This is a genomic window from Gluconobacter wancherniae NBRC 103581 (genome assembly GCF_007988885.1).
GTDB lineage: Bacteria > Pseudomonadota > Alphaproteobacteria > Acetobacterales > Acetobacteraceae > Gluconobacter > Gluconobacter wancherniae.
This window is the reverse complement of sequence record NZ_BJUZ01000003.1, coordinates 118831-145470: the sequence shown is the minus strand read 5'-3', so window position 1 is coordinate 145470 and position 26640 is coordinate 118831. Positions and strand designations below refer to the sequence as shown.

At 52.8% G+C, this 26640-nt stretch carries 23 protein-coding genes and 1 tRNA gene; 12 read left to right on the top strand and 12 right to left on the bottom strand.

From position 1 onward, the window contains the following. Window positions 1–272: 272 nt before the first annotated feature. Window positions 273–2651, bottom strand: coding sequence for a heavy metal translocating P-type ATPase (locus GWA01_RS11410; RefSeq protein WP_146798111.1), 2379 nt, complete (start codon window positions 2649–2651; stop codon window positions 273–275). 209 nt (window positions 2652–2860) lie between these two features. On the opposite strand from GWA01_RS11410, the gene GWA01_RS11405 reads away from it, so the two are divergent. Further along, window positions 2861–4333 (top strand): methyl-accepting chemotaxis protein, encoded by a 1473-nt coding sequence (locus tag GWA01_RS11405; protein ID WP_146798109.1) that lies wholly within the window; start codon window positions 2861–2863, stop codon window positions 4331–4333. 525 nt (window positions 4334–4858) lie between these two features. Here the strand turns inward: GWA01_RS11405 and GWA01_RS11400 are convergent. Then, window positions 4859–5338, bottom strand: coding sequence for a YbaK/EbsC family protein (locus GWA01_RS11400; RefSeq protein WP_146798107.1), 480 nt, complete (start codon window positions 5336–5338; stop codon window positions 4859–4861). 98 nt (window positions 5339–5436) lie between these two features. Here GWA01_RS11400 and GWA01_RS11395 point away from each other — a divergent pair, with 98 nt between their 5' ends. From GWA01_RS11395 to GWA01_RS11370, 6 genes are all read left to right on the top strand, one after another. Continuing rightward, entirely contained in the window at window positions 5437–5862 is a 426-nt protein-coding gene (locus GWA01_RS11395) for a lytic transglycosylase domain-containing protein (protein ID WP_146798105.1), read from the top strand. Window positions 5863–5945: 83 nt separating this feature from the next. Continuing rightward, on the top strand, window positions 5946–6809 hold the full coding sequence (locus tag GWA01_RS11390) for a metal ABC transporter solute-binding protein, Zn/Mn family (RefSeq protein WP_146798104.1): 864 nt from the start codon (window positions 5946–5948) through the stop codon (window positions 6807–6809). After that, the gene (locus GWA01_RS11385; RefSeq protein WP_146798102.1) at window positions 6793–7458 is read left to right on the top strand and encodes a metal ABC transporter ATP-binding protein; all 666 of its coding nucleotides are present in this window, start codon (window positions 6793–6795) and stop codon (window positions 7456–7458) included. The genes GWA01_RS11390 and GWA01_RS11385 overlap by 17 nt, the downstream gene beginning before the upstream one ends. Next, entirely contained in the window at window positions 7445–8284 is an 840-nt protein-coding gene (locus GWA01_RS11380) for a metal ABC transporter permease (protein ID WP_146798100.1), read from the top strand. The genes GWA01_RS11385 and GWA01_RS11380 overlap by 14 nt, the downstream gene beginning before the upstream one ends. A 223-nt stretch (window positions 8285–8507) precedes the next feature. Next, window positions 8508–9992 (top strand): sugar porter family MFS transporter, encoded by a 1485-nt coding sequence (locus GWA01_RS11375; RefSeq protein ID WP_146798098.1) that lies wholly within the window; start codon window positions 8508–8510, stop codon window positions 9990–9992. A 31-nt stretch (window positions 9993–10023) separates the two neighbouring features. Next, a complete protein-coding gene (locus tag GWA01_RS11370) occupies window positions 10024–10470 on the top strand; it encodes an HIT family protein (RefSeq protein WP_146798095.1) in 447 nt (148 codons plus the stop codon). Between the two features lie 6 nt (window positions 10471–10476). On the opposite strand, the gene GWA01_RS11365 is transcribed toward GWA01_RS11370, so the two are convergent. The 5 genes from GWA01_RS11365 to rfbB all read right to left on the bottom strand — a co-directional run bounded on the left by GWA01_RS11365 (window position 10477) and on the right by rfbB (window position 15095). Then, entirely contained in the window at window positions 10477–11436 is a 960-nt protein-coding gene (locus GWA01_RS11365; RefSeq protein WP_146798093.1) for a glycosyltransferase, read from the bottom strand. Between the two features lie 137 nt (window positions 11437–11573). Further along, window positions 11574–12464: a dTDP-4-dehydrorhamnose reductase gene (rfbD, locus tag GWA01_RS11360; RefSeq protein WP_146798091.1), complete on the bottom strand. Its 891-nt coding sequence runs from the start codon at window positions 12462–12464 to the stop codon at window positions 11574–11576. 8 nt (window positions 12465–12472) lie between these two features. Next, the gene (gene rfbC / locus GWA01_RS11355) at window positions 12473–13036 is read right to left on the bottom strand and encodes a dTDP-4-dehydrorhamnose 3,5-epimerase (protein WP_146798089.1); all 564 of its coding nucleotides are present in this window, start codon (window positions 13034–13036) and stop codon (window positions 12473–12475) included. A 104-nt stretch (window positions 13037–13140) separates the two neighbouring features. Next, window positions 13141–14019 (bottom strand): glucose-1-phosphate thymidylyltransferase RfbA, encoded by an 879-nt coding sequence (rfbA, locus tag GWA01_RS11350; RefSeq protein ID WP_186819565.1) that lies wholly within the window; start codon window positions 14017–14019, stop codon window positions 13141–13143. A gap of 20 nt (window positions 14020–14039) precedes the next feature. Next, on the bottom strand, window positions 14040–15095 hold the full coding sequence (rfbB, locus tag GWA01_RS11345) for a dTDP-glucose 4,6-dehydratase (RefSeq protein WP_146798085.1): 1056 nt from the start codon (window positions 15093–15095) through the stop codon (window positions 14040–14042). A gap of 192 nt (window positions 15096–15287) precedes the next feature. Here rfbB and GWA01_RS11340 point away from each other — a divergent pair, with 192 nt between their 5' ends. Then, window positions 15288–17336, top strand: coding sequence for a hypothetical protein (locus tag GWA01_RS11340; RefSeq protein WP_146798083.1), 2049 nt, complete (start codon window positions 15288–15290; stop codon window positions 17334–17336). Beyond that, a complete protein-coding gene (locus GWA01_RS11335; protein WP_146798081.1) occupies window positions 17326–18012 on the top strand; it encodes a histidine phosphatase family protein in 687 nt (228 codons plus the stop codon). Before GWA01_RS11340 ends, GWA01_RS11335 begins: the two co-directional genes overlap by 11 nt. A 44-nt stretch (window positions 18013–18056) precedes the next feature. Here the strand turns inward: GWA01_RS11335 and GWA01_RS11330 are convergent, their stop codons facing one another. The 4 genes from GWA01_RS11330 to GWA01_RS11315 form a co-directional block, all read right to left on the bottom strand. Then, a complete protein-coding gene (locus tag GWA01_RS11330) occupies window positions 18057–20717 on the bottom strand; it encodes an AAA family ATPase (protein ID WP_146798079.1) in 2661 nt (886 codons plus the stop codon). Next, entirely contained in the window at window positions 20714–21829 is a 1116-nt protein-coding gene (locus GWA01_RS11325) for a metallophosphoesterase family protein (RefSeq protein ID WP_146798077.1), read from the bottom strand. The genes GWA01_RS11330 and GWA01_RS11325 overlap by 4 nt, the downstream gene beginning before the upstream one ends. Before the next feature lie 162 nt (window positions 21830–21991). After that, window positions 21992–22067, bottom strand: a tRNA-Ala gene (locus GWA01_RS11320). A 90-nt stretch (window positions 22068–22157) separates the two neighbouring features. Further along, on the bottom strand, window positions 22158–22769 hold the full coding sequence (locus tag GWA01_RS11315) for a Maf family protein (RefSeq protein WP_146798075.1): 612 nt from the start codon (window positions 22767–22769) through the stop codon (window positions 22158–22160). A gap of 352 nt (window positions 22770–23121) precedes the next feature. Between GWA01_RS11315 and hemE the strand changes: the two genes are divergently transcribed. Genes hemE through hemJ form a run of 3 tightly spaced genes read left to right on the top strand, consistent with a single transcriptional unit; the run spans window position 23122 to window position 25315 of the window. After that, window positions 23122–24171, top strand: coding sequence for a uroporphyrinogen decarboxylase (gene hemE, locus GWA01_RS11310; protein ID WP_146798073.1), 1050 nt, complete (start codon window positions 23122–23124; stop codon window positions 24169–24171). Next, a complete protein-coding gene (locus GWA01_RS11305; RefSeq protein WP_146798071.1) occupies window positions 24168–24872 on the top strand; it encodes an HAD family hydrolase in 705 nt (234 codons plus the stop codon). The genes hemE and GWA01_RS11305 overlap by 4 nt, the downstream gene beginning before the upstream one ends. Then, complete coding sequence (hemJ, locus tag GWA01_RS11300) at window positions 24869–25315, top strand: protoporphyrinogen oxidase HemJ (protein ID WP_146798069.1); 447 nt, start codon at window positions 24869–24871, stop codon at window positions 25313–25315. Before GWA01_RS11305 ends, hemJ begins: the two co-directional genes overlap by 4 nt. A gap of 91 nt (window positions 25316–25406) precedes the next feature. Here the strand turns inward: hemJ and GWA01_RS11295 are convergent, their stop codons facing one another. Then, window positions 25407–26582, bottom strand: a complete 1176-nt coding sequence (locus tag GWA01_RS11295; RefSeq protein WP_146798067.1) for a GGDEF domain-containing protein — start codon at window positions 26580–26582, stop codon at window positions 25407–25409. Window positions 26583–26640 lie beyond the last annotated feature (58 nt).

Sequence of the window (26640 nt, the reverse complement as noted above, 5' to 3'; positions counted from 1 at the left end):
AGTGATCATGGTGATGACAATGAGGAGTATGTGGCTGCTTCTGCGCGGACACGCAGCAATCCGCCATGGGCATGATCTTCGCACTGACCGTCACTTGCGGCATCTGAGCATGGGCTGAAGAGACACCAGCCAGCACTGCTACCTGCATTAAAATGCAGGCCAGAAAAGCTATCCAGATGCGGGAGGATTTTCTCAGCATTCTGATCTTAATACCCTTCTGCACAACAGAGAAAAAGTCTTTTCTGGAACCGACTACGTCTCACAGTGTCTACTTATAGAAAATTTCGATTTTTCGGCTGCCATCTGTTCAACAGAAGTGAATTACTTACGACAGAAACGGAGCTCATTGCCATGGCCGCACCTGCGAAAACGGGGTTCAACATTCCAAATGCCGCCAAGGGAATCCCGATAATGTTATAAAGAAACGCGAAGAAAAGATTTTGTCTAATTTTTGAGAGCGTTGCGCGCGAGAGCGAAATAGCGTCCAGCACACCAGAAAGTTCGCTGTTCATTAAAATAATATCAGCAGTTTCAAGAGCGACAGCCGATCCCGCACCGATAGCGAAGCCCACATTCGCGGCAGCAAGAGCCGGGGCATCGTTAATTCCGTCTCCCACCATCCCCACAACGCCACCATCTACACGATATTTCTCAACGGTTGCAGCTTTCTGATCAGGCATCACACCTGCGGAAAAATCTTCCAATCCAACTGTTTGGGCAACAGCCGCAGCTACGCGATGGTTGTCACCCGTCAACATGACGACTTTTATGCCAGCCTGTTTTAAAGCCCTAACCGTATCAGCAGCATCCGGACGCAGCTTATCTGCAAGAGCTAAATAGCCTAAAATACGCTCTGTACTGGAAATGACGATGACAGTCTTCTCGTCCCCTTCCAAACTGTCTGTAAATTGCTCATCAATTTTAATACCTGACTGAATTAAAAACCTTGGGGACCCCGCGAAAAAAACATCTCCATCAATTTTTCCCCGCACACCCAACCCCGGCACGGCCTGAAATTCAGTTACGACCGGAAGCTTCTGCTCAGGAAAATGCGTAAAATCCATTATCGCACGGGCCAGAGGATGTTCGGAGCTCTGCTCCAGCGCGCGAGCGACTGAAAGAAGTTCCTCTTCGCTCACACCCGACTCAGGATGCACATCACTTACTGTAGGTTTTCCTTCGGTTAGGGTTCCGGTCTTATCTAGAATAATTGTTGTTAATTTTTCTGCATGCTCCAACGCATCCGCATTGCGAAAAAGAATACCTGATTTTGCGCCTAGCCCCGTTCCCACCATAATTGCTGTTGGCGTTGCAAGCCCAAGTGAGCAAGGACACGCAATAACAAGCACAGAAACCGCCGAAACAACGCTCCACGTTGCCGATCCTGTAACACTCAAGCCAACCACAAACGTAAAAAACGCAATGAAAATAATAGCGGGTACAAAAATACCTGCCACACGATCAGCAAGCTTTTGAATACTCGCCTTGGAACCCTGCGCCTGCTCCACCATCTTCACAATCCGGGCGAGTGCTGTATTTGCGCCGACCCCAGTCGCCCGAACGCGCAAGGCACCGTTGGCATTCATTGTCCCCGCGAAAACCGTGTCAAAAGGACGCTTCAGGATGGGGATACTTTCGCCGGTGAGCATCGCCTCGTTGATTTCCGACACGCCATCAACAATTTCGCCATCAACCGGAATGCTCTCACCTGGTCGAACGACGAAAATATCATTTTCCCGGATCTCTTCAGTTGCGAGATCAACAATCTGGCCGCCACGTTCGACATGCGCTACTGGAGGCTGAAGCTTCAAAAGCCGCTCAATCCCAGCTCCTGTTTTTCTTCTGGCCTTTGCCTCCATCAATCTTCCAAGTGATATCAGCGTTATGATAGCAGCGCTGGCTTCGAAATACACAGGCTGCTGAAGGCCCATAACGACAACACTGGCACTAAAGAAATACGCGATACTTGTTCCCAGAACGACCAGAACGTCCATATTGGCCGAACCAGTCCGCACAGCCTTCCAGGCACGTTGATACAGGTGACGCGCGCAGAAAAACTGCACTGGGGTTGCAAAAACAAATTGCAACCACCGCGGCATCATTTCCATATGACCAGAAAACATTCCGATCATCTCTGCGAAAAACGGAAGTGACAGTGCAAGCGTCAGCAAAAAGCCATTGCGTTCTTTGCGCCATAACGCGGCACGGTTTTCGCTAGAATCGCTACTAAGTGCCTCTTTAATAATCGAAGCACCGAAACCCGTCTTTTCGATACGGCCAATGAACTCCGCCGGGTCGGCTATGCCCGGAACAAAAGAAATATGCGCCCGCTCGGTAGCAAAATTCACGTTTGCCCGCGTCATTGGCACGCGATTCAGAACCTTCTCAATACGAGAGGCACACGACGCGCAGGTCATCCCGGCGAGTTGTAAATCGACGCTTTGCTCCTGCACCGTAAAGCCGGAACGCCTCACAGCGGAGATCACGTCTTCTATAGAAGTTACAGAATCATCAAATGTTACAGATGCGCGCTCGTTGGCGAAATTGATACGCGCCTGCGTCCCCGGTAGCCGGCTTAAAACCTTCTCAATACGGGCTGCGCAGGCTGCACATGTCATCCCACCTACCGAAAAACTGAAAGTCTCTGACAACGTAACGCTCCTCCGGAATAGGCGGCCATAATATACCCCCCTTAGGTATATGCAAGACAATTGAACGGGCCGATCACCCTGCCCTTCACTTACTATTCACGTTTTTGTGTCCAGATCCGCGCAAAAGGCAGAAAAGCTATTGAAACGCTTTTGGGCTGATCAGAGAAAATCATTTATTTTCTCATTTTTTGGGGAAGAAGTTAGACTTTATGTTGAAGTGGCTTGAGAATAATGCACCCATTCGGCAGAAAGTGCGGATCATTATCCTAGCGCTTCTTGTTATTTCAGTAGTACAATTTGCTGTCGATCAAATCTGTGATAATTTCTTCTTCCATCAAGAGGGCGCTCAAATCATTGCTCAAATTGCAGGAGTAATTCTGCAACTAGCCCTTACATTGATAATAGGAAGTTATGCCATTAGAATTATTGCCGTTCCATTTGAGAGAATTACTTCAATGACCGAACGTGTAGCCGAAGGTTACATTGATTCCAGCGTGCCCTACGGAGAACGAACTGACTGTTCCGGCCGATTAGCACGATCATTATATAAATTCATTGATAGCAGCACAAAACAGATCAAGGCGCAGGAAGAAGCGGCAGCCCTTGCCAAGAAAAATATTGAGGCTCAAGAAATATTTTCTAAGGAAAGTGAACGTATACGACACCTTCAGAGCAAAACTATTGAAAATATATGCGCGGGAATGAGTATTGTTATAAAAGGGGACCTGACTTTCCGTTTTGAAGAGCCATTTCAAGAAAAGTTTGAAGACTTCCGTCAGGATTTTAATAAACTCATTAATACCTACAGAACTTCCATCTCTCAGATTGCTTCAGGAGCAATCATGATTGATAGCGGTTTATCCGAAATTTCGACAGCAGCAGAAGACCTCGCAGAAAGAACGGATCGACAGGCTGCAAACATTGCGCAATCGGCTATATCAGTAAACTCGATAACCGAGCGCGTCCGAGAGAGCGCTCGGGCATCTGCGCAAGCTCGCGAAGCTGCCATTGGAACGCGCGAAGAAGCAAAAGCGGCGGCAACCGTCATGCATGCGGCGCGAGACGCAATGGATGCCATCAGCGCATCTTCGCGGCGCGTAGAAGCAATCGTGGGTGTAATGGAGGAAATGGCTTTTCAGACCAATATCCTGGCTCTCAATGCAGGGGTGGAAGCAGCACGAGCAGGAGAGGCGGGCAGAGGTTTTGACGTGGTGGCCAAGGAAATCCGCTCGCTCGCTCATAACTCGGCACGCTCAGCCAAGGAAATCAAAAGCCTTATATTGCAAGCCGGAGAACAGGTTTCACAGGGTGTGAAACTGGTTGGCGATACAGATAGCGTTATTGGAAACATCACAACAAACGTCACTCGCATTACGAAACTGCTGGATGGAATTTCGTCTGCGACAAGCGAGCAGGCTCAAAGCCTTTCAGAAATCAATTCTGCAATTGCCGAAATGGATCAGGCAACACAAAGAAATGCTGCAATGGTTGAAGAAACCTCAACCGCCAGTCGGAGCCTGACTGGTGAAGCCCGTGAGCTTGCGCGTGTCGTCAGACAATTTACATTTCAGGATGATGCTTCCTCAGAAGGAAATCATCAAAAACCTGCTCATGAATATCGGCAGGAAGATACATTCGCGCATCATGGCCAAGATCACCATGAATTTGATTATGCCGAGTAATTTTGCACCAAAGCGCAAATTGTCTCGGGAGCAGGAATAGACGAGAATCAACCCTCTGCTGTCGGAATCCAGACACCAACAGCGGAGAGCACGTAGAAAATCGTCATTATCGCCCATAAGCAGTCAAAAACAGTGTTCGAAACTCCCAAACAGATTTACCGGATTGAGGCCGATGAAATCGGTTCATAATTTATCCTAGCTACGTCATCATGGCGATATCCCGATCGCAAGTGAGCATTTTCTTTCATTCCGCAGGAAGCTGAGTAGAAATGTGACTGGTGTCGTAAGCTAGGTTCCACATTTCAGAAGCCTTGGGACATTTAATGATGGCGCAAAATGGTCGCCAATTTCATGAATACAAATTCCATTTTCGGCCATGGAACAGCGGGACGTACATTCTGCATTACGATTGGTTTTCTTTATAATTCAAACACTAATCGAAACGAATAAATGTGATATTCGTATTTTTCAGACTTCTGGATGCAATAATTATTTTGTCTATCCGCGAAGCAGTGTGGTCACAGTTTATTCCCTTACAAGATCTGCAGGTACGCCATTCGTCGCAAGCAAGGCATCCTGCGGATCTATTTCCATCAAAACGCCTCGATCACCCCCATTGATAACAACCGGAGGGCCGTCCATCGCAGTGTGTTCAAAGGCTGTTGGCACCGTGCTGCGTTGCCCAAACGGACTGACTCCACCGATTTTATAGCCTGTCCTTTCTTCAGCCGTAGGACGTGACATCATTTTTGCTTTCCGCCCCCCAAAAGCCCGCGCAACTTTTGAAAAATCCAGCTCCCGATCTGCTGGAAGAACAACGCACGCAGCCCTGCCGTCCACTTCGACCATCAACGTCTTGAGCACGTGATCCGGCGACAGGCCCAGCGCGGCAGCTGCTGCAATTCCAAGTTTCCCAGCCGATGGATCATAGTCATAGATCCTCAGGCGATAGGGGATGGCGAGTGCATCGAGCATCGTGGTCGCTGCAGTTTCGTGCTCGCTCATAAACTTTCTCCGTGTGGTAACCCGAATGCCATGAAGATGGCAGGACCGCGTTTCCAGTGCTAGGGTCAGGATATGATCCAGCCCGGAGACCGTGCCTGATGTCTGCCACTCTTCTGGCCTGCATGATGGCCTCGGCTTTACATTATCACCTTCCACCTCGCGTTCTGCCTTCCATCCAGAGAGTGGAAGGGGGCGCTACCGGATCAGTTCACAACAATACAGACGGCTCAGTTGATATGGGTCTGATGCAGATCAACTCCCGCTGGATTCTGCCCATCGCAAAGATGACCCATCTCCCGCCCGCACAGGTTGCGGCGCGCCTGACGCTTGAACCATGTTTCAACATTGCAGCGGCTGCAATGATCCTGCGTACAGCTTTGAACCGCAATGCGGGAAATATGCTCCGGGCGATTGGTGATTACCATTCCCGTACACCATTACTGAACATGGCATACCAGCAGAAGGTGATTGCAGCCGCTTCATCAATGTATGTCGCCAATATCGGGACTCACCCGATCCGCTAGGGGCAGGGATGCAAGTGTGATGGTGGCCAGAAGGAAGATGTTATCTTATAACGTCCCCCTTCGTCGCCATCCGGGTTTTCTGCATGCGCTTTCTGTTACGCGTTTTCGTGCCATTTCTGCTGGCTGCCGCATCTGTTTCGGCCGCAGAGGCTGAGCCAATGCGCGTGGTATGTGTGGAAGCTGTGTGGTGTAATATTGCCGCCCAAATTGGCGGGACGTTTGTCCAGACGCATGCCCTGATTACGACACCTGGCATCGACCCTCACGAGTTGAGCCCCACGCCGTCCATGGCGCGCCTCATTTCCGGTGCATCCATAGCGGTTATCAATGGCGCGACTTATGACGACTGGGCTTTTCCTCTGTCCTCATCGGCATCCACAACCCTGAGCGCTGCTCACGAAGCAGGGTGGAAAGCGGGCGACAATCCCCATCTCTTTCTGGATCCTGAAGCTGTACGCAGGGTAGCGCATGCACTTACAGATCTCATGATCCACAAGGATGGTGATCACATCGCAGATTTTTCAAAAAATCTGGCTACTTTCGAAGGACATATCGACACAATTACGGCGCAGGCGAGACAGCTAAGCGTGCAACACCCCGATACCCCGATAGCCGCCGCTGAACCCGTCGGCATGCCGCTGTTTGAAGAAGCGGGCATGCATGTGGTTGATCCTGACTTTGCTTTTGCAGTCATGCGGCATACAGAACCGTCACCTCGTGATGTCGCCGTTCTGGAACAGGCGCTCGAACAACGGAAGGTGCGCATGCTGGTTCTGAATCCTTCCATTCGATCCTCACAGATCGACCGACTGACAGAACAGGCAAGCTCTGCTGGCATTCCGGTGCTTCAGGTGGGAGAAACACTTCCGCCAGGGCTGTCCTGGCAGGGATGGCTTTCCTCCATACTGAACGAAGCAGGAAAAGTGCTTGATGCACCTGCGCACTGATCTTCGCCTTGAAAATGTGACACTTTCTGCCGGTTCATCCGTTGTTCTGAAAGGTGTTTCACTCCAGACATCCCTGGCCGGCATTACACTTCTTTCCGGACGCAACGGCACAGGAAAAACGACGCTTCTGCGTGCGCTTCTGGGGCTGGACAAGCCGTCTCATGGCAGCATTTTCCTTCGAAACGCAGTGCCTGAGGATATCCGCAAGGATGTCGGATACATGCCCCAGTCCATTGGGGATGCGGCGTTGGCCATTCCTGCTTTCAGCCATGTTCTCAACGCGGTGGGCGGAGCATGCTGGGGCTTGCCATTTCACTGGCGCGCGCGCCGTCGGGAAGCTGAACGTGTTCTCAAACTCACGGGTGCCAGAGTTTTCGCGCACAGGCCGCTGGGCGCATTGTCTGGTGGAGAGAGACAACGTATCGGGCTGGCTCAAGCGCTTATCGGTGCGCCTGAACTGCTATTTCTGGACGAGCCGCTGGCTGGACTGGACCATGGCGCCCAGAATGAAATCATATCTCTCCTGTGTGAACTCAGTCGCAATCTGGGCATAGGGGTCCTCATGACCTCTCACGAGACATCTTCCCTGAAGGATGTTGTATCGCGAACGCTGTTACTGGAAGGAGGGCATCTGCGTGCTCGAATTTGAGTTCATGCGGCATGCCTTTGCGGGATGCGCCCTTGTTTCCGTCATCGCGGGGCCTGTAGGCTGGTTTCTCATGCTGCGCAGACAGGCATTTGCGGCCCATGCGTTGTCTCATATCGGCTTCAGTGGAGCTGCAGGCGCAGTGTGGCTTGGCTTTCCGCCGCTTGCAGGCATGATTGCTTTCAGCCTCGCCGCCGGGCTGGCGATCGGGAGCGAGCATGAAGCAGACCGTGGTGCTCCGGTTCAGAGAGACGGAACGATAGGGCTCGTTCTGGCAGCGAGCCTTGGGCTTGGGACATGGTTCCTGCACATGGCCAATGGTGCATCCAGCCTTGCCACTACGCTGCTGTTTGGAGACGTACTCGGCATCGGCCGCAACACACTTTTTTCACTGCTGGCAGTTGCTATTGTGTGCCTGTCAGGGCTTGGCGTGTTGTGCAGACCCCTGCTTTTCTCGAGCCTCGCACCGCAGGTCGCTCAAGCGAAGGGCGTTCCTGTTAAGATTGCTGCGCTTGGTTTCATGGCGGTCTGTGCATTGGCATGTTCCGCATGCGCGGAAGTGGCAGGAGCACTGCTTGCCTTCAGTCTCATGATCGGGCCGCCTGCCACGGCGTTACGGCTTAACCTTGGCCCGCTTGCAGGCGTCACTGTTTCGACGCTGCTTGCACTTTTCCTGTCGTGGGGCGGATTGATACTCTCATGGGAGACGGATGCCCCCGTACCGCTTTGGATCGGGCTTGGGGCTGCGCTTTTGTATGGTGGCGCCGGACTGTGGGTTCGCTTCAGAAATCTGTCTGTACGGACAACTTCCAGTATACGAGCGCAATAAAGAGCCCCAGAAGGATGTGCATGATGATCAGCGCCCTCATGCTGATATAGGGCACATCGGGTTTTGTTTTTGTGGGCTGTGCGGTCATGATTTTCCCCTCTGGCAACCAGAATGCCTGTCCTCAAGCCTGATATGGCAGAAAATAAAGCCATTTAATCAATTTTATGCGCCTGATGGATTATTTCTGACAGAACTTTTAGATTTGCGCCATGTTAGTATCACTATGTCAAATGATACGAAAACGCCTCGAAAAAAACGTGAGTATAATGACCCGATGCAGATCGAGGTTTCGCCAAACGCGAAACTGGTCCTGCTTCTGGCTGCCATAGTCGCGGCCATCTGCGGTGGTCTTTATGGATATGATACCGGTATCATATCCGGCACACTCCCTTTGATCGGTGATGATTTTCATCTGAATTCGACAATGAAAGAGATGGTTGCCTCGGCAATCCTTCTGGGTGCAGTTTGCGGCGCTTTCATTGCCGGGTCCCTCTCCGAGAAGTATGGTCGCCGCGCAACCACGTGCGTCGTCAGCGCTGTTTTCGTAATAGGAGCGACCTCCTGTGCGTTTTCGCCAAATGTCTGGACCCTGATCGTAGCAAGACTTGTTCTTGGTCTGGCTGTTGGTGGTTCCACACAGGTGGTGCCGATGTATATTTCTGAGCTGGCGCCCCAGGAACGTCGTGGCAGCCTTGTCACGATGTTCAACGTGGCGATCGGGCTTGGCATCCTGATTGCGAACATCATCGGCTTCACGCAGCGAGAAAGCTGGGGTTGGCGACCGATGGTCGGAATTGCGGCCATTCCTGCTGCGATTGTTTTCATTTCCATGTTCTTTATGCCCAAGAGCCCGCGCTGGTCTGCTGAAAATGAAGGCATGCGCAATGCCATCATTCATCTCGGCCGTATCCGCACGACCAAAAGAGCCGTGCGCAAGGAAGTGGAGGCAATTCGCGAAAATGCTCTGAACGTCGAAGAGCATAACCGCGGCTGGCGTGGCTTGTTCCAGCCATGGGTACGCCCGGCACTCGTGGCGGCGCTAGGTGTAGCGTTTTTCACCCAGTGTGGCGGCCTGGAAATGATGATTTACTACGCTCCGACCTTCCTGAATGACGCAGGCTTCGGGGCATCTTCCGCACTTCTCGCCTCGCTGGGCGTCGCTGCCGTTTATTGCGTCATGACCTTTCTCGGCTGCATGTTCGTGGACCGGATTGGCCGTCGTCGCCTGATGCTGATCATGGGGCCAGGATCTGTACTTTCGCTGCTGTGCCTTGGCATTATGTTCATGATCCATCCGGCACCGGGAAGCGCTGGGTCCTATCTTGTGGTCGTATTCCTGCTGTCCTTCATGGCGTTCAACTCAGGAGGCATTCAGGTCTGTGGCTGGCTTCTCGGGGCAGAGATGTTTCCGCTCTCCATGCGCGGACAGGCCACATCGCTACACGCTGCAACGCTCTGGGGCGCCGACCTTTTGGTCACGAGCACAGCGCTGACCATGGCCGAAGCCATCGGCCTGAACTGGACCATGTGGTTCTATGCCGGTGTTAATTTAGCGTCGGTCATTTTTGTGTTCTTCTTTGTGCCTGAAACATCCGGGGCCTCTCTGGAAGATATCGAAGTAGCACTACTGGAGAAGCGTTTCCGTCCGACACGGGGTAATACCCGGATTGCATCTGACGATGATGAGGACGTTGAAGAAGCCGCATGATACGCTTCTCCTTTTTTGAAGGGGACGCCTCATGGGCAACATCATCGAACGCAAGGTTGCTGCCGCCCGTGCTGGCAGCAACCCATACGTTATCGGCAAAATGCTGTCTGGATGGCTCCTGATAGGCGAGACACAGCCCCTTCACGGATATTGCCAGTTGCTCGCAGATCCTGTTGTAGCGACCCTCAACGACCTCGAAGGCGCCGAACGGGCCCAATATCTGGAGGACATGGCAAAAGCGGGCGACGCCCTCCTTGCCGTAACGGGCGCTGCGCGCATCAATTACGAGACATGGGCCAATCAGGAGCCATCACTCCACACCCATCTCGTTCCAAGATATCTGAATGAGCCGGAAAACTGCCGCACCAGACCAGCCTGCACGGTCTATGACTACGCTACGGCGCGTCCCTTCAGCATGGATTTAGATGGTCCTTTCATCGCAGCCATGCGTACTTTTCTTGGCATCGGTCCGACCTGACCCACATCAGGTCGATAGGCTTGCGAGGTACCATATCCTGAAGACCGCTGTTTCCATGCGGTTCTGACGATGAAGCTCCGGGTAGCGTCGTAGCAGGCTCAACCGCTCCCTGCGTGTCTTGGCGCGCTCTATATCCTCAAGCAATGCCTGCGCAGTTGGAGCAAGCGTGGCAGGGCGCGAAAGCAGGGTGTTCACACAGGCATAAAAGCTACGCATGAACGTCTGCGGTCCGCGGCGAAGAGCATTCACGCCACGTTTAAAGAACGAACGCTGCGCGCCAACAGCATTGCGGCTGTGCTGACGGTAATGACTGACGCAACGTTGATCGAACAGGAATGCCCCACCTGCTCCAAGAACGACCAGATACGCCCACCAGTCGTGCAGAACACCTTCTGGAGGCGGAAACCCGCGCAGCAACCTTGCCGCATCCCGGTTCAGCAACACCGTATGGCCGGTTGCCAGATTTTGTGTCAGTCCAGAGGCAAAATCTGGTTGGTGGCGCAGTCTGGCAGATTCCCCGATAACGTTTAGATCCGCATCCGTAAGCCACTGACGCGCGCAGTAAAGCCCAGGCGTGCCATCAGGAACCATGCGCAGCTTTGCCAGCGCCCATTCCAATTTCTGCGGATGCCAGACGTCATCCTGATCAGAAAAAGCAATCATGGAATCTGACGGTGATGCATCAACCAACAGAGCGTAAGACTCCCGCACGCCAAGGCTGACGCATGTGTCATCAATCTCGACGCAACGTCCGTTTCCGCGATGAGCTGCGAAAGACAGCATAATAGCGCGACTTGAATCCGTAGAGTCGTCGTCCCGCCAGTACAGAGTCCAGTGCGTATGTGTCTGCGCCAGAAAACTGTCGAGCTGACTGTTCAGCCATCGTTCTCCATTGTGCAGTGAAAGCAGAATGGCAACGTGATCCCCCAATGCCTCAGAGTGACGGGTCGCGCTCCCATGAATCATGCGAGGCTGCCAGCGGCGTGGTGAAGGGGCGGGGAGAAGTGGATCATTCTGTGTCACGTCAGAAACGATGAAGCATCCATGAGAAAGAAAAAAGGCCGCTCTGTTTCCAGAGCGGCCCCAGAAGGGACAACAGGAACTCAGACCGTATGGAAGAGCCTATGCACGGTTTTGGCCACACTGTCCCGCCACTGTGGCAGACGAACACCAAAAACCTGCTCCAATTTCGAGCAATCGAGACGTGAATCCTGCGGACGCTTGGCCGGTGTCGGCCAATCTTCCGTCCGGATTGCATTCACTTCCGGCATGGCCTGCCCGTGCTTCGTCGCTTCTTCAAGCGCAGCTACGGCAAGCCCGTGCCAACTTGTCTCGCCTGTGCCACTGGCATGGTAAATACCAGCATATTCCTGCTTCCAGCCATCACGCTCGATCAGGGCGATAATGGCAAGGATCGCTTCAGCCAGATCATCTGAACTCGTCGGATTTCCATACTGATCTCCGACAACTTTCAGCGCCGGGTTCTTCGCGCCCGCATTGATCATCGTCTTCACGAAATTCTTGCCGTGCGCCGAATAGACCCATGATGTCCGCAGGACGATGCTCTTCGGATTGGCAGCCAGAACGGCCAGCTCGCCCTCGGCTTTCGTACGACCATAAACCGTTTGTGGCGTAGTCTCGTCAGCCTCTGTGTAAGGGGCTCCCTTATCGCCTGAAAACACGTAATCGGTCGATACGTGAATAAGCGGAATTCCTGCCTTGGCGGTCGCTTCGGCCAACGCTGCCGGGCCAGAATTATTGGCGCGGTCCGCGCCATCCTGCTCATTTTCCGCCAGATCTACTGCTGTCCATGCAGCCGCATTGACGACGACCGCGGGCCTGTATTTCTCAACAACTGCAGAGATCGTTTCCGGATGGTCGAAATCAAACTCCGGACGACCGATCCGGATAATCCGCGTGCCACCAAGATGAACAAGAGACGTGGCAAGCTGGCCGCTTCCACCTGTTACAAGAACTGGACCGGTGCTGGACATGTCTGGGCTCACTTTTCGTACGGGAACCAGCCCTTGGCTTCGGAGAAATGCGGGGCAATCAGGTCCTTGTCGGACAGAACGGCATCAGCTTCGGAAACAGGCCAGTCAATCTTCAGTTCCGGACAGTTCCAGATTACCGCGCGCTCGGATGCTTTGTCATACAGAGACGTGCATTTGTACTGCACGACAGTGTCTTCTTCGAGCGTCACGAAGCCATGCAGAAAGCCCGGCGGTACCCAGAGTTGGGACCAATTTTCTGCAGAAAGCTCAGCAGCGACCCACTTTCCATAAGTTGGGGATCCAGTGCGCGCATCAACGGCCACGTCCCAGATGGCCCCCTGAGTTACACGGACAAGCTTGCCCTGTTCATAAGGTGCCAGCTGGCAATGCAGCCCACGAACCACGCCCTTCTGGCGGGAAAGGCTCTGGTTATCCTGCACAAACGGAAGTTCGATGCCCGCATCATGCATGCGCGTCGCATTGTAAGTCTCGGAGAAAAACCCGCGATTATCGCTGAAGCGTGGTGGCGTGACGAGAATGACGTCCGGAATCGCGAGACGTTCGACCTTCATGCTCAGAACCTTTCAGAATTAGGGCTTTCCAGGCCAGGGGTTGCCCCTGATCTGGAAAGCTTCCCTGGCAATTGCCAGGCGTGTGGGCACCAGTGCGCCCGGCTTCAAACCGTGTGTGCGTGGTCTGCAAGTTCTTTAAGCATCCGGCCAAGCTCGGTCTTGCCCATCATCTTGGCATGCTCACGGAGCTGATCCGCCGTGATGAAGCCCATACGAAAAGCAACTTCTGCCGGAGAGCCGACAAGCATACCCTGACGGGACTGGATCGTCTGCACGAACGTACCAGCCTGCATCAGGCTGTCTGGCATCCCCGCGTCCAGCCAAGCGCAACCGCGACCCAGACGATCGACATGCAGAGTGCCTTCTTCAAGATACATGCGGTTCAGGTCAGTGATTTCCAACTCACCACGCGGGCTGGGTTTGACCTTCTTGGCCAGTTCGACCACGCGGCTGTCATAGAAATACAGACCGGTGACCGCCCAGTTTGAATTCGGCTCCGTTGGCTTTTCAACCACTTCAAGAGCACGTCCACTCTCATCAAACGTGACGACGCCATAACGCTCGGGGTCGCGGACCTGATATGCAAACACCGTAGCGCCCTGAGGACGGTTTGAAGCCGCACGAAGCAGAACACCCAGATGATCTGCGAAAATGAGGTTATCGCCAAGCGCCAGCGCGCAGGGAGAGTTTTCAAGCCAGTCTTCAGCGATCAGGAAGGCCTGTGCCAAACCGTCAGGCGAAGGCTGGACGCGATATTCGAACTTTATCCCGAACTGCGAACCATCCCCAAGCAGACGCTGGAACTGCTCCATGTCGTGGGGGGTGGTAATGATCATGATTTCCCGGATGCCCGCCAGCATAAGCGTGGCGAGCGGGTAGTAGATCATAGGCTTGTCGTAGACAGGCAGCAGTTGCTTGGACGCCGCAAGCGTCATGGGATACAGGCGCGTGCCCGACCCACCGGCAAGAATGATGCCCTTCATGGCCTTTGTTTCGACAGTGCTCATGAACGTGTTCCCAGTCTCTGGCCAGTATAACGCTTGGAGCGGATACCTTCCCACCATGCGCGGTTATCAAGATACCACTGAACGGTCTTGCGAATGCCGGTTTCGAAGTCGTTCTTGGCTTTCCAGTCGAGTTCGGTTTCCGCGTGCGTCGGATCGATCTCATAGCGGAAATCATGGCCAGGGCGATCTGTCACAAAGCGGATCAGACGCTCACGCGGGCCAGCAGGATCAGGCTGAAGCTCATCCAGAACCTTACAGATCGTCTTGACCACATCAAGATTGGTGCGCGGCTGGCGTGCACCAATCGCGTATGTTTCGCCGGGCTTGCCAATCTCAACAGCACGGACGAGTGCCTCAGCGTGATCCTCGACAAAAAGCCAGTCACGGACGTTTTCACCTTTCCCGTATACGGGAAGTTCGCGGCCTTCGATTGCGTTGATCGTGACCAGCGGTATGAGCTTCTCCGGGAAGTGCCATACGCCATAATTGTTTGTGGTGTTCGTTACGAAAGTCGGAAGCCCATAGGTATGATACCAGGCGCGGACCAGATGATCCGATGCCGCCTTGGAGGCTGAATACGGGCTGCGCGGATCGTATGGCGTTGTTTCCGTGAAGGGAGGATCCTGAGGCTCAAGGTGCCCGAATACCTCATCTGTAGAAATATGATGGAAGCGGAAAGCCGCCTGTTCTTCGGCCGGGAGCGCGCTCCAGTATTTCCGAGCGGCTTCAAGCAGGGAGTAAGTTCCAACAACGTTGGTCTGGACAAAAATTCCAGGGCCATCAATCGAGCGGTCAACGTGGCTTTCTGCTGCCAGATGCATGACGGCTTCGGGGCGATGCTCATCAAAAAGCTTCTGCATCTCCGATCCATTGACAATATTTGCCCGGACATGCGTGTAACGCGGGTCCGCAGAAACTTCAGACACGGTCTCTTCTGAGGCTGCATAAGTCATGCAGTCCACGTTAATGACACTATGACTTGTATTCCTGATAAGATGACGCACAACAGCCGAGCCTATGAAGCCACAGCCACCTGTCAGCAAGATACGCATCTGAACCCCTATAATGGACGGGGTTACCCCCGAAGATTTGTCCACTTCATTCTTACAGCGTTAGAAAATATGGGCAATCCATTCTAAATTTTTAACACAGGTTTCATCATATGAAGATTGTCCAAGCCTCTCGCACCATTTCCATGGATAGGCTACCCAGTCTTCGTCACGAAAAGGACAGGGAACTAGAGTGTGCTGGCCGATGTTTTGACCGATGCCCTGACGAGGGTGCTTGAAAGACCTGATCTGAGGGTTGTCGCTGACGGGCTTATGCCAGCGCTCGATATGTCCCTTCCGCTCCCCTTCCGCCTGGTAGAAGGAGCAACTCGCCCTCTTCCCGGCATGAAGTTCACTCTTAAACTGGGTAGACAGTGTATGGAGCGCCCGGAGCTGGCGCCCACCATACTTCGTCATGCTATTGAACTGATGCGTCTGCTGGAAAGTGGCGTACACCCTGCAATAGCCAGTTTTGCGGCTGCCCGTGTTGCGGCGTTATTCCATGCCCTGGATACAACGGACGCCCCTCCCCTTCCAGACTTCCTGACTTCGTTTTCCACGACAGCGCCAGACGCAGCAACGCTTCTGCAGACATGGCCTCAGCTTTCCGGCCTGCTCCCCGTAGAAGTTACATTCACAGCGCAGAATGCCGAACGTTTACAACCGGTTCTGGCTGGTCTGTGGCCTGTTATTGCCCCCGCAGAAACATTGATGAGCAGTGGTGGGGATTCTCGCCTGTCCGTTGATCCTGTGACAGGACTTAATCGATATTCCTGCTCCCACCGGCCGCGTCCATGGGCAGTCACTTTTGGGTCATCGACAGCGTCATCACTCTCGGAGCGTGGATTTGGGGGCGCAGAATCCGCACGACGCAGGATGATGGCAACATTACTGTCAGACCACGACCCGGATACAGCGCAGGAAGCACTTGTCAGGACGGCTCGTGAAGCGATCGGACGGCATTTTGGTTTATCCGAAAACGCTGTTCTTCTTTCCGCATCAGGAACAGATTGTGAGCTTGCAGTTCTGGCAATCGTTGCCGGGCAAAACACCAAACCTATCAGCAACATTCTGATTGCCCCCGATGAAACGGGGAGTGGCGTTCCGCTTGCCGCCAGAGGACGGCATTTCGCAACAGACAGCGCCTGTGCCAGCACTGTCGGGAAAGGCGATCTGATCGAAGGTTTCGACGAAGATGTGCATCTTCTGGGTGTTGCCATCCGTCATCCGGATGGCACTGCTCGTCCCGTTGAAGACATCGATGCAGAGTGCCGATCTCTGGCAATGCAGGAATTTGCAGCGGGCCGACATGTCCTGCTTCATCGTCTGGACCAGTCCAAGACCGGTATCGCCGCACCGAGTATGGCGCTCGTAGATGAACTGCGTCTGCTTTTGGGTTCAGACATTACCGTTGTCGTGGATGCGTGCCAGGCTCGCCTCAGTCCACACAGAGTGACGGAATGGGTTGAGAGCGGCATCATGGTCATGGTGACGGGTTCAAAATTCTTCACCGGCCCTCCATTTTGCGGAGCCATTCTTCTGCCCGACAGCATGTGTGCGACAATTGGGAATTACAAACTACCAAAGGGTCTGCGAAATTACAGCCACCGTGATGAATGGCCAGAGCACGCAGATGATCAGGCTTTCAAACCAGGCCATAATATTGGGCTGGCACTTCGGTGGCATGCAGCAATTGCTGAGATGGATGCGTTGTTTGTGCTACCAGACGCAATCATTCGCAGGCGATTGAACTGCTTCATGACCGAAGCACGGAAAATGCTTGATGATGCCCCCGCACTAACGCCGCTACCAGTGCCCGCTCGCCCGGATGATGGTTTCTGGGATGCAGTGCCAACCATATTGTCCTTCCTCGTTCAGGACCCAAATCGACCAGGTGCTCCGCTGAATCTGGAAGATGCCCGCCACTTACACAAATGGCTGAATGCAGATCTCTCACCATGGATACAGGAAGGCGAAGCGTCGTTGATGTGCGTACTGGGCCAGCCTGTTCCCGTTTCACACCCGGACGTGGATGGGTATGCGGGAGCTTTGAGATTATGCGCCGGAGCGCGCCTGGTTTCAGGAGAACCATCGCATGAAGGCCTTGATGAAGCGCGTCGGCTCAAGCGGGAATGCACAGACGCACAACGGGTTCTTCTAAAACTGGAACTCATCCGAAAACACTGGAATGTCCTGCTGGACGTTAATCCCGCCCCCCGGTACGCACCCTATCATGAACAGTGAAAACAAAGCGGTCCCGCATGGGCACTTCCTGGACACGCCCGAACTTCCCCGAGGCATAACGCGGTTCTGGTTAATCCGCCATGCCGTGGTGGAAGCCTCTGCGCGCAAGACGATGTATGGCGCACTGGATGTGCCTCTTTGCCGGGACGCCATGGCAGAACAACAGGGAGGCTACGCCGCGCTGGCGCGACGCCTGCCGCAGGACGCACGCTGGTTCAGTTCACCTCTCCAAAGAGCAAAGGATACTGCTTCCGAAATTCGCCGGGCGGGGAATTTTCAGGATAACATTTCAACAGATGGCCGCTTTGTTGAGCAATCAATTGGGGACTGGCACGGAACGCCACATGAGCAGTTTTCGGCATGCCTGAAATTGCCTCCTCACCCTTTCTGGTCACTTTGCGCGAGTGAGCTTCCGCCAGGTGGAGAGAGCATGCTGGACGTATGTGCCCGGGTGTCTCATGCGCTCGAAGAACTGGCGACTGCCAATGAAGGTCATGACATGGTCGTCGTAAGTCACGGTGGTGCGATCCGCGCGGCACTGGCGCACGCGCTTGGCGTCCACCCGGATACGGCCTTGCGTTTCACGATCCAAAATCTTTCGATTTCGATTATCGAACGCATCAATGGGATGTGGCGGGTAGTGGCAGTCAATGAATTACCGGATTTCAAAGGATAATTACCGACTGGAATTTAAATGGCCTGATGGTGATGCAATAATTTCTAGATACTCTGCTCCATCAGGCCATTATTAAACTCATCGGACATAACGAGCCGGGCATCTGTCAGATGACGAAACGCCCGATCTCGGCAAGTCAGGACAATCACCTGCATTTTTTCAGAAACCTCTGTCAGGATCTCGATCATCGTATCCAAACGAGCATCATCTGAATAAACAAAAGGATCATCCAGGATCAAAGAAACGGGCTTTCCCTGCTCGAGTAGAAGCTCCGCAAACGCAATTCGGGTCAGAACCGCAAGTTGTTCCTGCGTTCCGCGCGACAGGTTTCCACATATTTCTTCGGTTTCGTTTCTTTTAATGCCTGTCAGCCCCAGATCATCTGAAAATGTCAGATCACAATCAGGAAGTAGCCGATCGATATATCGCTTGGCCCGCCGGGTGACGGGACTGACAAATTTTGAAGCCGTTTCTCGGCGCGCATTTTCCAGAGTTTCGCGAAGCAGTTTATATGTATCTGCATCCTGCTGCACGCGCGTTTGTGTCGCCCGTGCTCGCGCCAGCTCTTCGTCCGCAGCAATTTTCTGATCCGCCAGACCAAGACCACCTTCGCTTTGAATAATGCCTTCTAGGCGAGCTATTTCTTTTTCGAGCTGGTTTCGGGAATCAAGGGCAGTTTTCCTGCGTGAATCCAGAGTTTCAATTTTTTTATTAATGGTAAGGGCATCATACACAGAAGCGTTTTTCTCCGCATCTGACAGCAGAACACTGGCGTGCACAGCCTGTTGCTTTGCCTGCTCAAGGCTAACTTCAAGCCCCTTCCATTCGGAGCGCTCCTCAATGTTATTAATTTCGGCAGTGGCGCTACCGAGTTCGCTGACAGACTGGGCTTCGCTAACAGCCAGAGGAGTATCCCGTAATTCGAGATCGCGTTGCACTTCGATCGCGCTGTTCTGCGCTCCTTCGGCTCTGGAAACAGCGATTTCGGTCTCTTCGCATTCGCGTTGCAGTAGCGCGATATCAGGAATTTCTACTACTGGCAGCGACTCATTTTTTCCCAGCGTCGATATGAATAACCGGAGCGCGTCTTTTCCACTTGCAAGGTCTATGCGCTCATCTGCAGGCGCTAAAGCCTCCATCTGTGCCGTCAGAACCCGCAATGTCGCAGCCGCTTCATGGGCATTCTCATTTCGTGCCCGTGCAGCATCAATATCTGCTACCCCAAGTTCGTCCAGCAATGCCTTCTGTTTACGGGTTGCCATCAAAAATTGCTCATCAGCACTCAATGTCGCTTTGGACGGGCTGATCAATACTTCAGCACTCCCGAACCGAAGTATTGTTTCCCGTGTCAGTGCCAGATCATCGGTAAGAACTGGCATACCATCCAGTAAAATATCGCCAGCGTTTCCTCGAAAAACCAATCGCGTTGCGCCTGCATTTACGACAGCCTGCGCTTTCATTTTTTCCTGCTCACAGGCTTCGAGCACAGCCATCTGAGCAGATGGAATTTTCAATGCTACAAGTGCCGTAGCGTTCTGAGATTTCTCTTCCAAAACCAGCATGTCTTCAAAACGTTGTCGGGCAAGCTTTATCGCTGCCTGTCTTTGATTTTGAAGCAAGGCTGTTTGAGCAGTTTCAAGCCTGTGCCGTGCCTCCTGCCAAGTTTTCCTGGCAAGATCCAGAGCGTTTCGGGCCTCAATCGATTTTTCTCTGGCGGCAATCAAAGCTTCCGTTGTTCTGGAGCGCCGAGCTTTAATATCGTCGACGGAAAGCGTCGCTTTATCACGCGCCTGAACAGCTTTCTGATGACGTACCTTCAGATCTTCCAGGCTTTGCAATTTCGCCTTTGCAGTATCCTGTTCAGCTTGCCGGGTCTTTAGAATTTGTCCTGCAGCGCGTGCAATTTCGAGAGATTGGAGGAGATTTTCCCGTTCCACCTGATCGGTCTCATCCTGCAGTTCACGCTGGAGAACTTTCAGGCGAAGCTGGAGATTATCGCGCTCTGAAAATGTTCTTTCCAGAACAACAAGTCGCTCACTCACTTCGCGTAAATGTTCTGCGGCCCTGTCGCTCTGCTCCTGTGCAGCTTTCTGCAATTCCCGCTTCTGACCACTTGGGCTCCAGTATTTCTGATACTGAATGTCCACTCTGTCCCTGACTTTCTGGTAGGCTTCTCCACCCAGAATAGAGCCCACTTCTGTCTCAAGCGCAGATGTCACCGTCGCACGGACGATATGGCCAGGAGCGGAAACGGCAAGCGCTTCTGTCTGTGCAACCCATAGCAGCCCAAGAGGGCCGTAATTCGCGATGTCTCCGTTCCGGCTGGTATCTCTTACTGCACCAAACAGATCATTCAGCCGGACCTCAGCCTCATCTCCCTGACTACGCCCAGCAGGACCTGTAACAGCGATCGACGGACCTCTGAGAAAGCGCTTCTGAACGCTCCACTCATCACCATCAACTTCGAATGCGACCGTGATTTCCGGGCCAACAGCCTCACCATAAGGCGCAAATGACTGGGCCAGTTGGTTGCGTGTATTGTGGCGGACGAAAAATGCTGCCCGCAACGCTTCCAGAAGAGTCGATTTACCAGTTTCGTTGGGTTCAATAATAATATTGAGGCCTGAGCCCAGACCATCCAGCGTCAAAGGTGCCCGGAATTTACGAAACTGCTCGAGCCTGACCTTGCGGATGGCAAAACTCATGTCCGCTCCTCACGGTTATATTCGATAAACAGTCTCTCAAGCGCACGACGCGCTGTGATGGCTTCCGGACCTTGAGCCTCGCTCAAGGCTTTGAGCTGTGCAGCTGCCGCGCCCAGAATGCCTTCATGCGCCAGCTCATCGAGGTCATCTGCACTTGGCTGCGCGATCAAATTGTCAGCATTTACTTCCAGATAGCGCAGGCGATGTCTGAGATCATTTTCCAACATCCGCAAAATAGAGACGCGCTCACCAAGACTAACAATACCATCCAGTGTCAGATCCAAAAGCGTATCGGACGAATTTATATCCTCAAGCAATTGCCTGAGATCAGCCTCAAACGAGGCTTGATCATGAATGGTGCACTCACGCTTCAACCACTGGAAGCGCCCGGTTCTGATAGGCGTCACAACAGGCTCATCACCTGATCTGAGTTCAACAACCAGAGCCTGTCCTGGCGCATCACGTTGAAAACGGTCTGTTTCTGGTGTGCCTGAATACCAGGTCCTGGCATCTACCCTGAGCATTCCATGCCAGTCGCCCAGCGCGAGATAATCGAGGTTTGATCTTTTCGCCCGATCAGGCGTGATCTGATTTTTCGTATCACCCTGAGCACCGAAATCCCTGATAGAGCCATGTGCGACCCCCAGGCGGATCTTTGCGCCCGGCGTCTGCATCGTGTCAAAAACCTCGGTCGGGTCTTCAAGAGAATGCCGGAATATCAGCGGAGCAGGCAAAATCCATATGCCAGCTTCAATTTCACAAGGCTTGGGCTCGGATAATACGGTAATCCTGTCATTACCTGTGGCCCTTTGCCGAAAGCGGTTCCACAGACCGCCATTTCGGGAAAAATCATGATTTCCTGGAAGAAGCCACCAGTAGCAATCATGCCGCGCCATACGCGAGATAGCTTGGACGATTGTTCGATCTTCAGGGCCTTCCGTGTCGAAAACATCCCCTGCCACCACGATATGCCGCGCATCATGCTGAGCGGCAGCGTGACCCAGAGCATCAATGGCGTCGAAGCGCGCCTCTGTCAGAACGCTACGAAGAGCACTTTCAAAACGACCAAAGGACTTGCCCAACTGCCAGTCAGCAGAATGAATGATCTTCATACCGCGACAGTAGCGTCCCTGATCTTTTCACAAAAGGCTGCTGTTCGTTTTTTCGATCTATAAGGTGTTGAGGCTTTCAACACTCTCTACTTTTTCGTCGCTCAGAAAAAGAAGTAGACTCTCACAGCCGCAAAAACTGTAGTCTAGAAGATTTTTTAAAACTGGTGGAGCCAATCGGGATCGAACCGACGACCTCCTGAATGCCATTCAGGCGCTCTCCCAACTGAGCTATGGCCCCGCCGTTTTTCATCGACCTCTTTGGGATAAGGTCGGATGAGGGCGGTATATCGACACCCGCCACTTATGACAAGCCAAAAAAGAGGTTTTTTCAGCTCATCAACACACCCATTCTGCGCAGTTCATTCAGTAATGGCAAACGCGGCAGACCAAGGATGGCGTCCTGAGAACCCTCTATGCTGGAAAACAGATGTACACCGGGTCCCTCCAGTCGGTATGCCCCAACGCAGGAGAGTATCCTTTCACCCTCCTCCTCCAGATAGGCGTCGAGAAATGCTTCTGAGAACGAGCGCATCGTCAGGGACGGGCTAGCGAGATGCTCCCATAGCTTCTTTTCACCACGCCAAAGCACGATGGCAGTACGCAGAATATGCACCCCTCCACGAAGGGCCAAAAGTTGCTCCCGCGCCTCAGAAATGGCGGCTGGCTTACTGAAAACAGCTCCCTTGAAGTCCAGAATCTGATCTGCTGCCAAGATCAACTCGTCTTTTTCTGCCAGTGAGGCAGCTTGCCTGGCCTTTGATTCTGCTAGAGAGACTGCGGTTTTTCCTAAAGAAAGACCCGCATCCGTACAAGCTTTTCGAAGCGTTTCCTCATCAAGATCAACGGGCCTGATTCTTATATGAAGGCCAGCATCCTCAAGGAGCATGCGCCTGGCGCTGGAAGCGCTGGCAAGCGTGAGGGAAGTACTCAGGGAATTCATGATGTACGACTCCGTACTCTCGACTGGTTGAATTGTTGGCAGTACTGCAAATGAACCGGTGAAGAGTTTGCGTCAGTACTGGGGTACATGGGGATGGTACATGGTTTTGATGATGTCAGTACCGAGTACCGTGGATTGTACGTCCAAAGCCTGAAAATGGGGGTTGTACACAGGGCTCCTGTGGGAAATTCGGGATAGAATCCTGTAGCCCTTGCAGGCTCTCATTCCTGAAGTTGTACACAGTGTGGGCAAGTCGGGGTACATTTCTCGAAAGCCGGGTACCCCGGTATCCACAGGTATCAACTACTCCGTCAGGATTTCTTTCTTTTTTCTTTCATGGTTAGTGGGCTGCATGATTTCGGAAAAACACACCCTCTCCCCTTCGTCCAAACCGCTCCTCCGGGCCCTGCGGGGTGAGGCAGTGTGGCCACCTCCGGTCTGGTTGATGCGACAGGCAGGCCGCTATCTTCCTGAGTTCCGGGCCATGCGGGAGCGGGCAGATTTCCTCACCAGATGCATGACACCGGACATCGCGACAGAACTCACGATCCAGCCAATCCGCCGTTATGGCATGGATGGCGCAATCTTGTTCTCCGACATCCTGATTCTTCCGTGGGCGATGGGGCAGAGCCTCGAATTCATTGATGGCCGTGGCCCTGTGCTAGGAGCCATTCGGTCAGCCGCAGACCTCGATAAGCTCGATCCAAAACGCGTACAGGATGCGACGGCTCCTGTGCGAGAAACGTTGTCCCGCCTCACTAAACAGCTTCCTGGGGCCACAACTCTGCTGGGGTTTGCTGGCAGTCCTTTTACCGTTTCGTGCTACATGGTTGAAGGTGGTGGATCGCGAGATTTCGCAGAAACCCGCCGTATGATGCAGACTGATCCCGCTCTTTTCGACCGTCTGATCGATCTCCTTACCTGCCAAACTGCCGAAATGCTGTGTGGTCAGATTGAAGCAGGTGCTGAGGCTGTGATGCTGTTCGATTCCTGGGCAGGAATACTCCCACCAAGCGCCTTCCGCCGATATGTGATCGAGCCGACGCGTCAGATCGTTTCCCATATCCGCAGTCGCTACCCGAACACTCCGATCATCGGTTTTCCCCGTCTCGCAGGTGTCATGGTCAAGGAATATGCCGAGCAGACTGGAGTAGGTACTCTGGCGATGGATACGGTTGCTGATCCGGCAGAAGTTGCAAAACTCGTGCCGAATCTGACCCTTCAAGGGAACCTTGATCCTATGGTTCTGTTCTCTGGTGGTCAGTCCATGATCCAGGAAGTTGATGCCATCCGCAACGCATTGCGTGGCCGCCCACATGTCTTCAATCTTGGACATGGCGTCATGCAGCATACGCCGCCGGAGAATGTCGCAACCCTGATCGAAGCGGTACGTGCACCATGAGTTCAGCCCTTGATGATTCCGGCCATCTGAAGCTGGTTATTTTTGACTGTGACGGTGTCCTTGTGGACAGCGAAGGCCCATCCTGTCGGGCTACCGCTCAGTTTGCACAGTCTCTTGGCCTGTCCATAACGGAACACGAGGCCTTCGAGCGCTTTGCAGGAAAAGCGCTCCCACAGATCGTGAAAGAGCTTGAGGAAGACGTGGGCCACGAGCTTCCTCAAGATACTGCCGCGAGGCTGCGAGACAACCTGATCCGTCTGATGGAAGAACAGGCGGAGCCGGTTGATGGCGCAGCGCATATGCTTGCTGGTGTTCTTGCTGCTGGTTTGCCCATACGTGTTGGTTCCAATTCCTCTATCAAGGAAATGGAAGCGAAATTCGAGCGGACAGACATGACGGATGCATTTCCCGCAGAGCGCATCCATTCTGCCAATGACATGGGCCATCCAAAGCCTTCCCCCGAGGTCTATCTGCATGCCGCGCGTACTGAGGGCGTGAAGGCAGAGGAATGCGTGGTGATCGAAGATAGTGATACGGGTGCAGAGGCTGCTCTCAAAGCAGGTATGGCCTGTGTGCTTCTTCGTGACGCAGATGCCCCTTTACCGGCCTTCTGGCCCGCTCCTGGCTTTGTGCGGATCAGTCACCTGTCTGAACTGGTTCCTATGCTCAGAAATGCCCTGACGGCCCAGAAGCAATCATGATGGATATGCTGATATCCTATCGGAGCTGGTTCCTATCCCTGCACATCATGGCGTTTATCGCCTGGATGGCAGGGACATTCTATCTGCCCCGGTTGTATGTCTATCATTGTCAGACCACTCCCGGATCTACAGAAAGTGAGCGCTTCAAGGTCATGGAGCGCAAACTGCTTCGTCAGATCATGACACCAGCGATGATCGTAACTGTTTTGGCAGGGGGTATTATGTCTGCTCTTCCAGGCGTGGTGGACTGGAGCGCCGGCTGGTGGTGGACAAAGATCGTCTGTGTACTGGGTCTCATGGGTTTCCACGGTGCCTGTGCCTCCTGGCGCAAGTCTTTTGCGGAAGATCGTAACACCCATCCCGAGCGGTACTACCGCATCGCCAATGAAGTGCCGACAGTTCTCATGATGATCATTGTGATCATGATAGTCGTGCGTCCCTGAAAATTGCGGTATCAGTATAGATCAGTCAAAAATAATTCTGGGTGTAATCTCCGGTATTTCGTCTTGAATGTTGGAGATGACACCTTTTAAATCAGCAGGCTTCCGCAGTGAGCGGTGCCTCGCTATCAGGGGCGATTATAATCCTGTTTCGCCCTTCACGTTTGGCGGTATAGAGCGCAGCGTCTGCGCTATCCAATAATGTCAGCCATGGGGTGCCTGAAGAAAGGCGTATTGCACCGCCTATGCTCAATGTCACTTCAATGTTTTGACCTACGAAATTTGTAGATCTTTTCGTAAATTCCTGTCGGATTTTATGCCCTGTCGTTAAAGCATCATGAACGGTTGTATATGGAAATACCGCTATGAATTCTTCTCCACCAATTCTGAAAAAGGATGATGGCTTCGGCAGTATTTGTTCGCAAACACTTTTAACAGCAATAATGACCTTGTCACCGGTGGCATGACCGCAGGCATCGTTGATTGATTTGAAATGATCAATATCAAGAACAAGTAAAACTATAGGCTTCTTGTTTATATAGTTTATTGTAACCCACTCCTTCAGAGCGCGCCTGTTTCCAGCGCCGGTCAAAGGGTCCTGAAGGGTCAATTTATGATGGAGAGCGGCAAGACGTTCTCGGGGAATGGCAATCAGTGCAAGTGCTACAACAGTTACTTCAATAATCGTCATGAAATTATATGCTGTGACTGACCATATGGTCGTACCCTTTGCGCCAAAGGGTGCTGGTAACCAAGGAACAAAAGGAACGATCAGAGCATTTAAGACAGTATAGACGATAAGAAGGTTCCACAGGATATTTTCAGCATGCGTTTTTTCTGTGGTTTTTTTCTGAAGCTCATAAAGCGCACATGCGTTGAATCCCGTGATGACCAGTGCGCGGCAGAATGAACTCAATATGTGAACGGAACCAATAATACCTGCCAATGCAGAAAGACTAAGGGACACGGCACATGGTATTAAAATTCTTGCGGCTTTTGGTCTATGGCCAATGGTTATGCGAATGGCTTGCCATCCGGCACCGTAGGCCAGAAGCATGAAAATGGCGCCAATCCGTAATCCCCATAATCCTGGGAGAATAGACGGAACAGTAAAAAAAATGCCCGAAATGCCACCTGCCAGAAAAGGACTGGCATACCAGAATCTTCTTTCTCTCGTATTGTGACTGGGTTCGGAAAAAATGAAATATGAGCCGAACAACAGGCAGATGACCGTAATGCAACTCAGAAGTGTGGGAGTATCGGGCGTCATAAAGAGTTGAGAATGATGCCGAGGATCTGCATTGTTCACTTCTATGAATGCGACATGA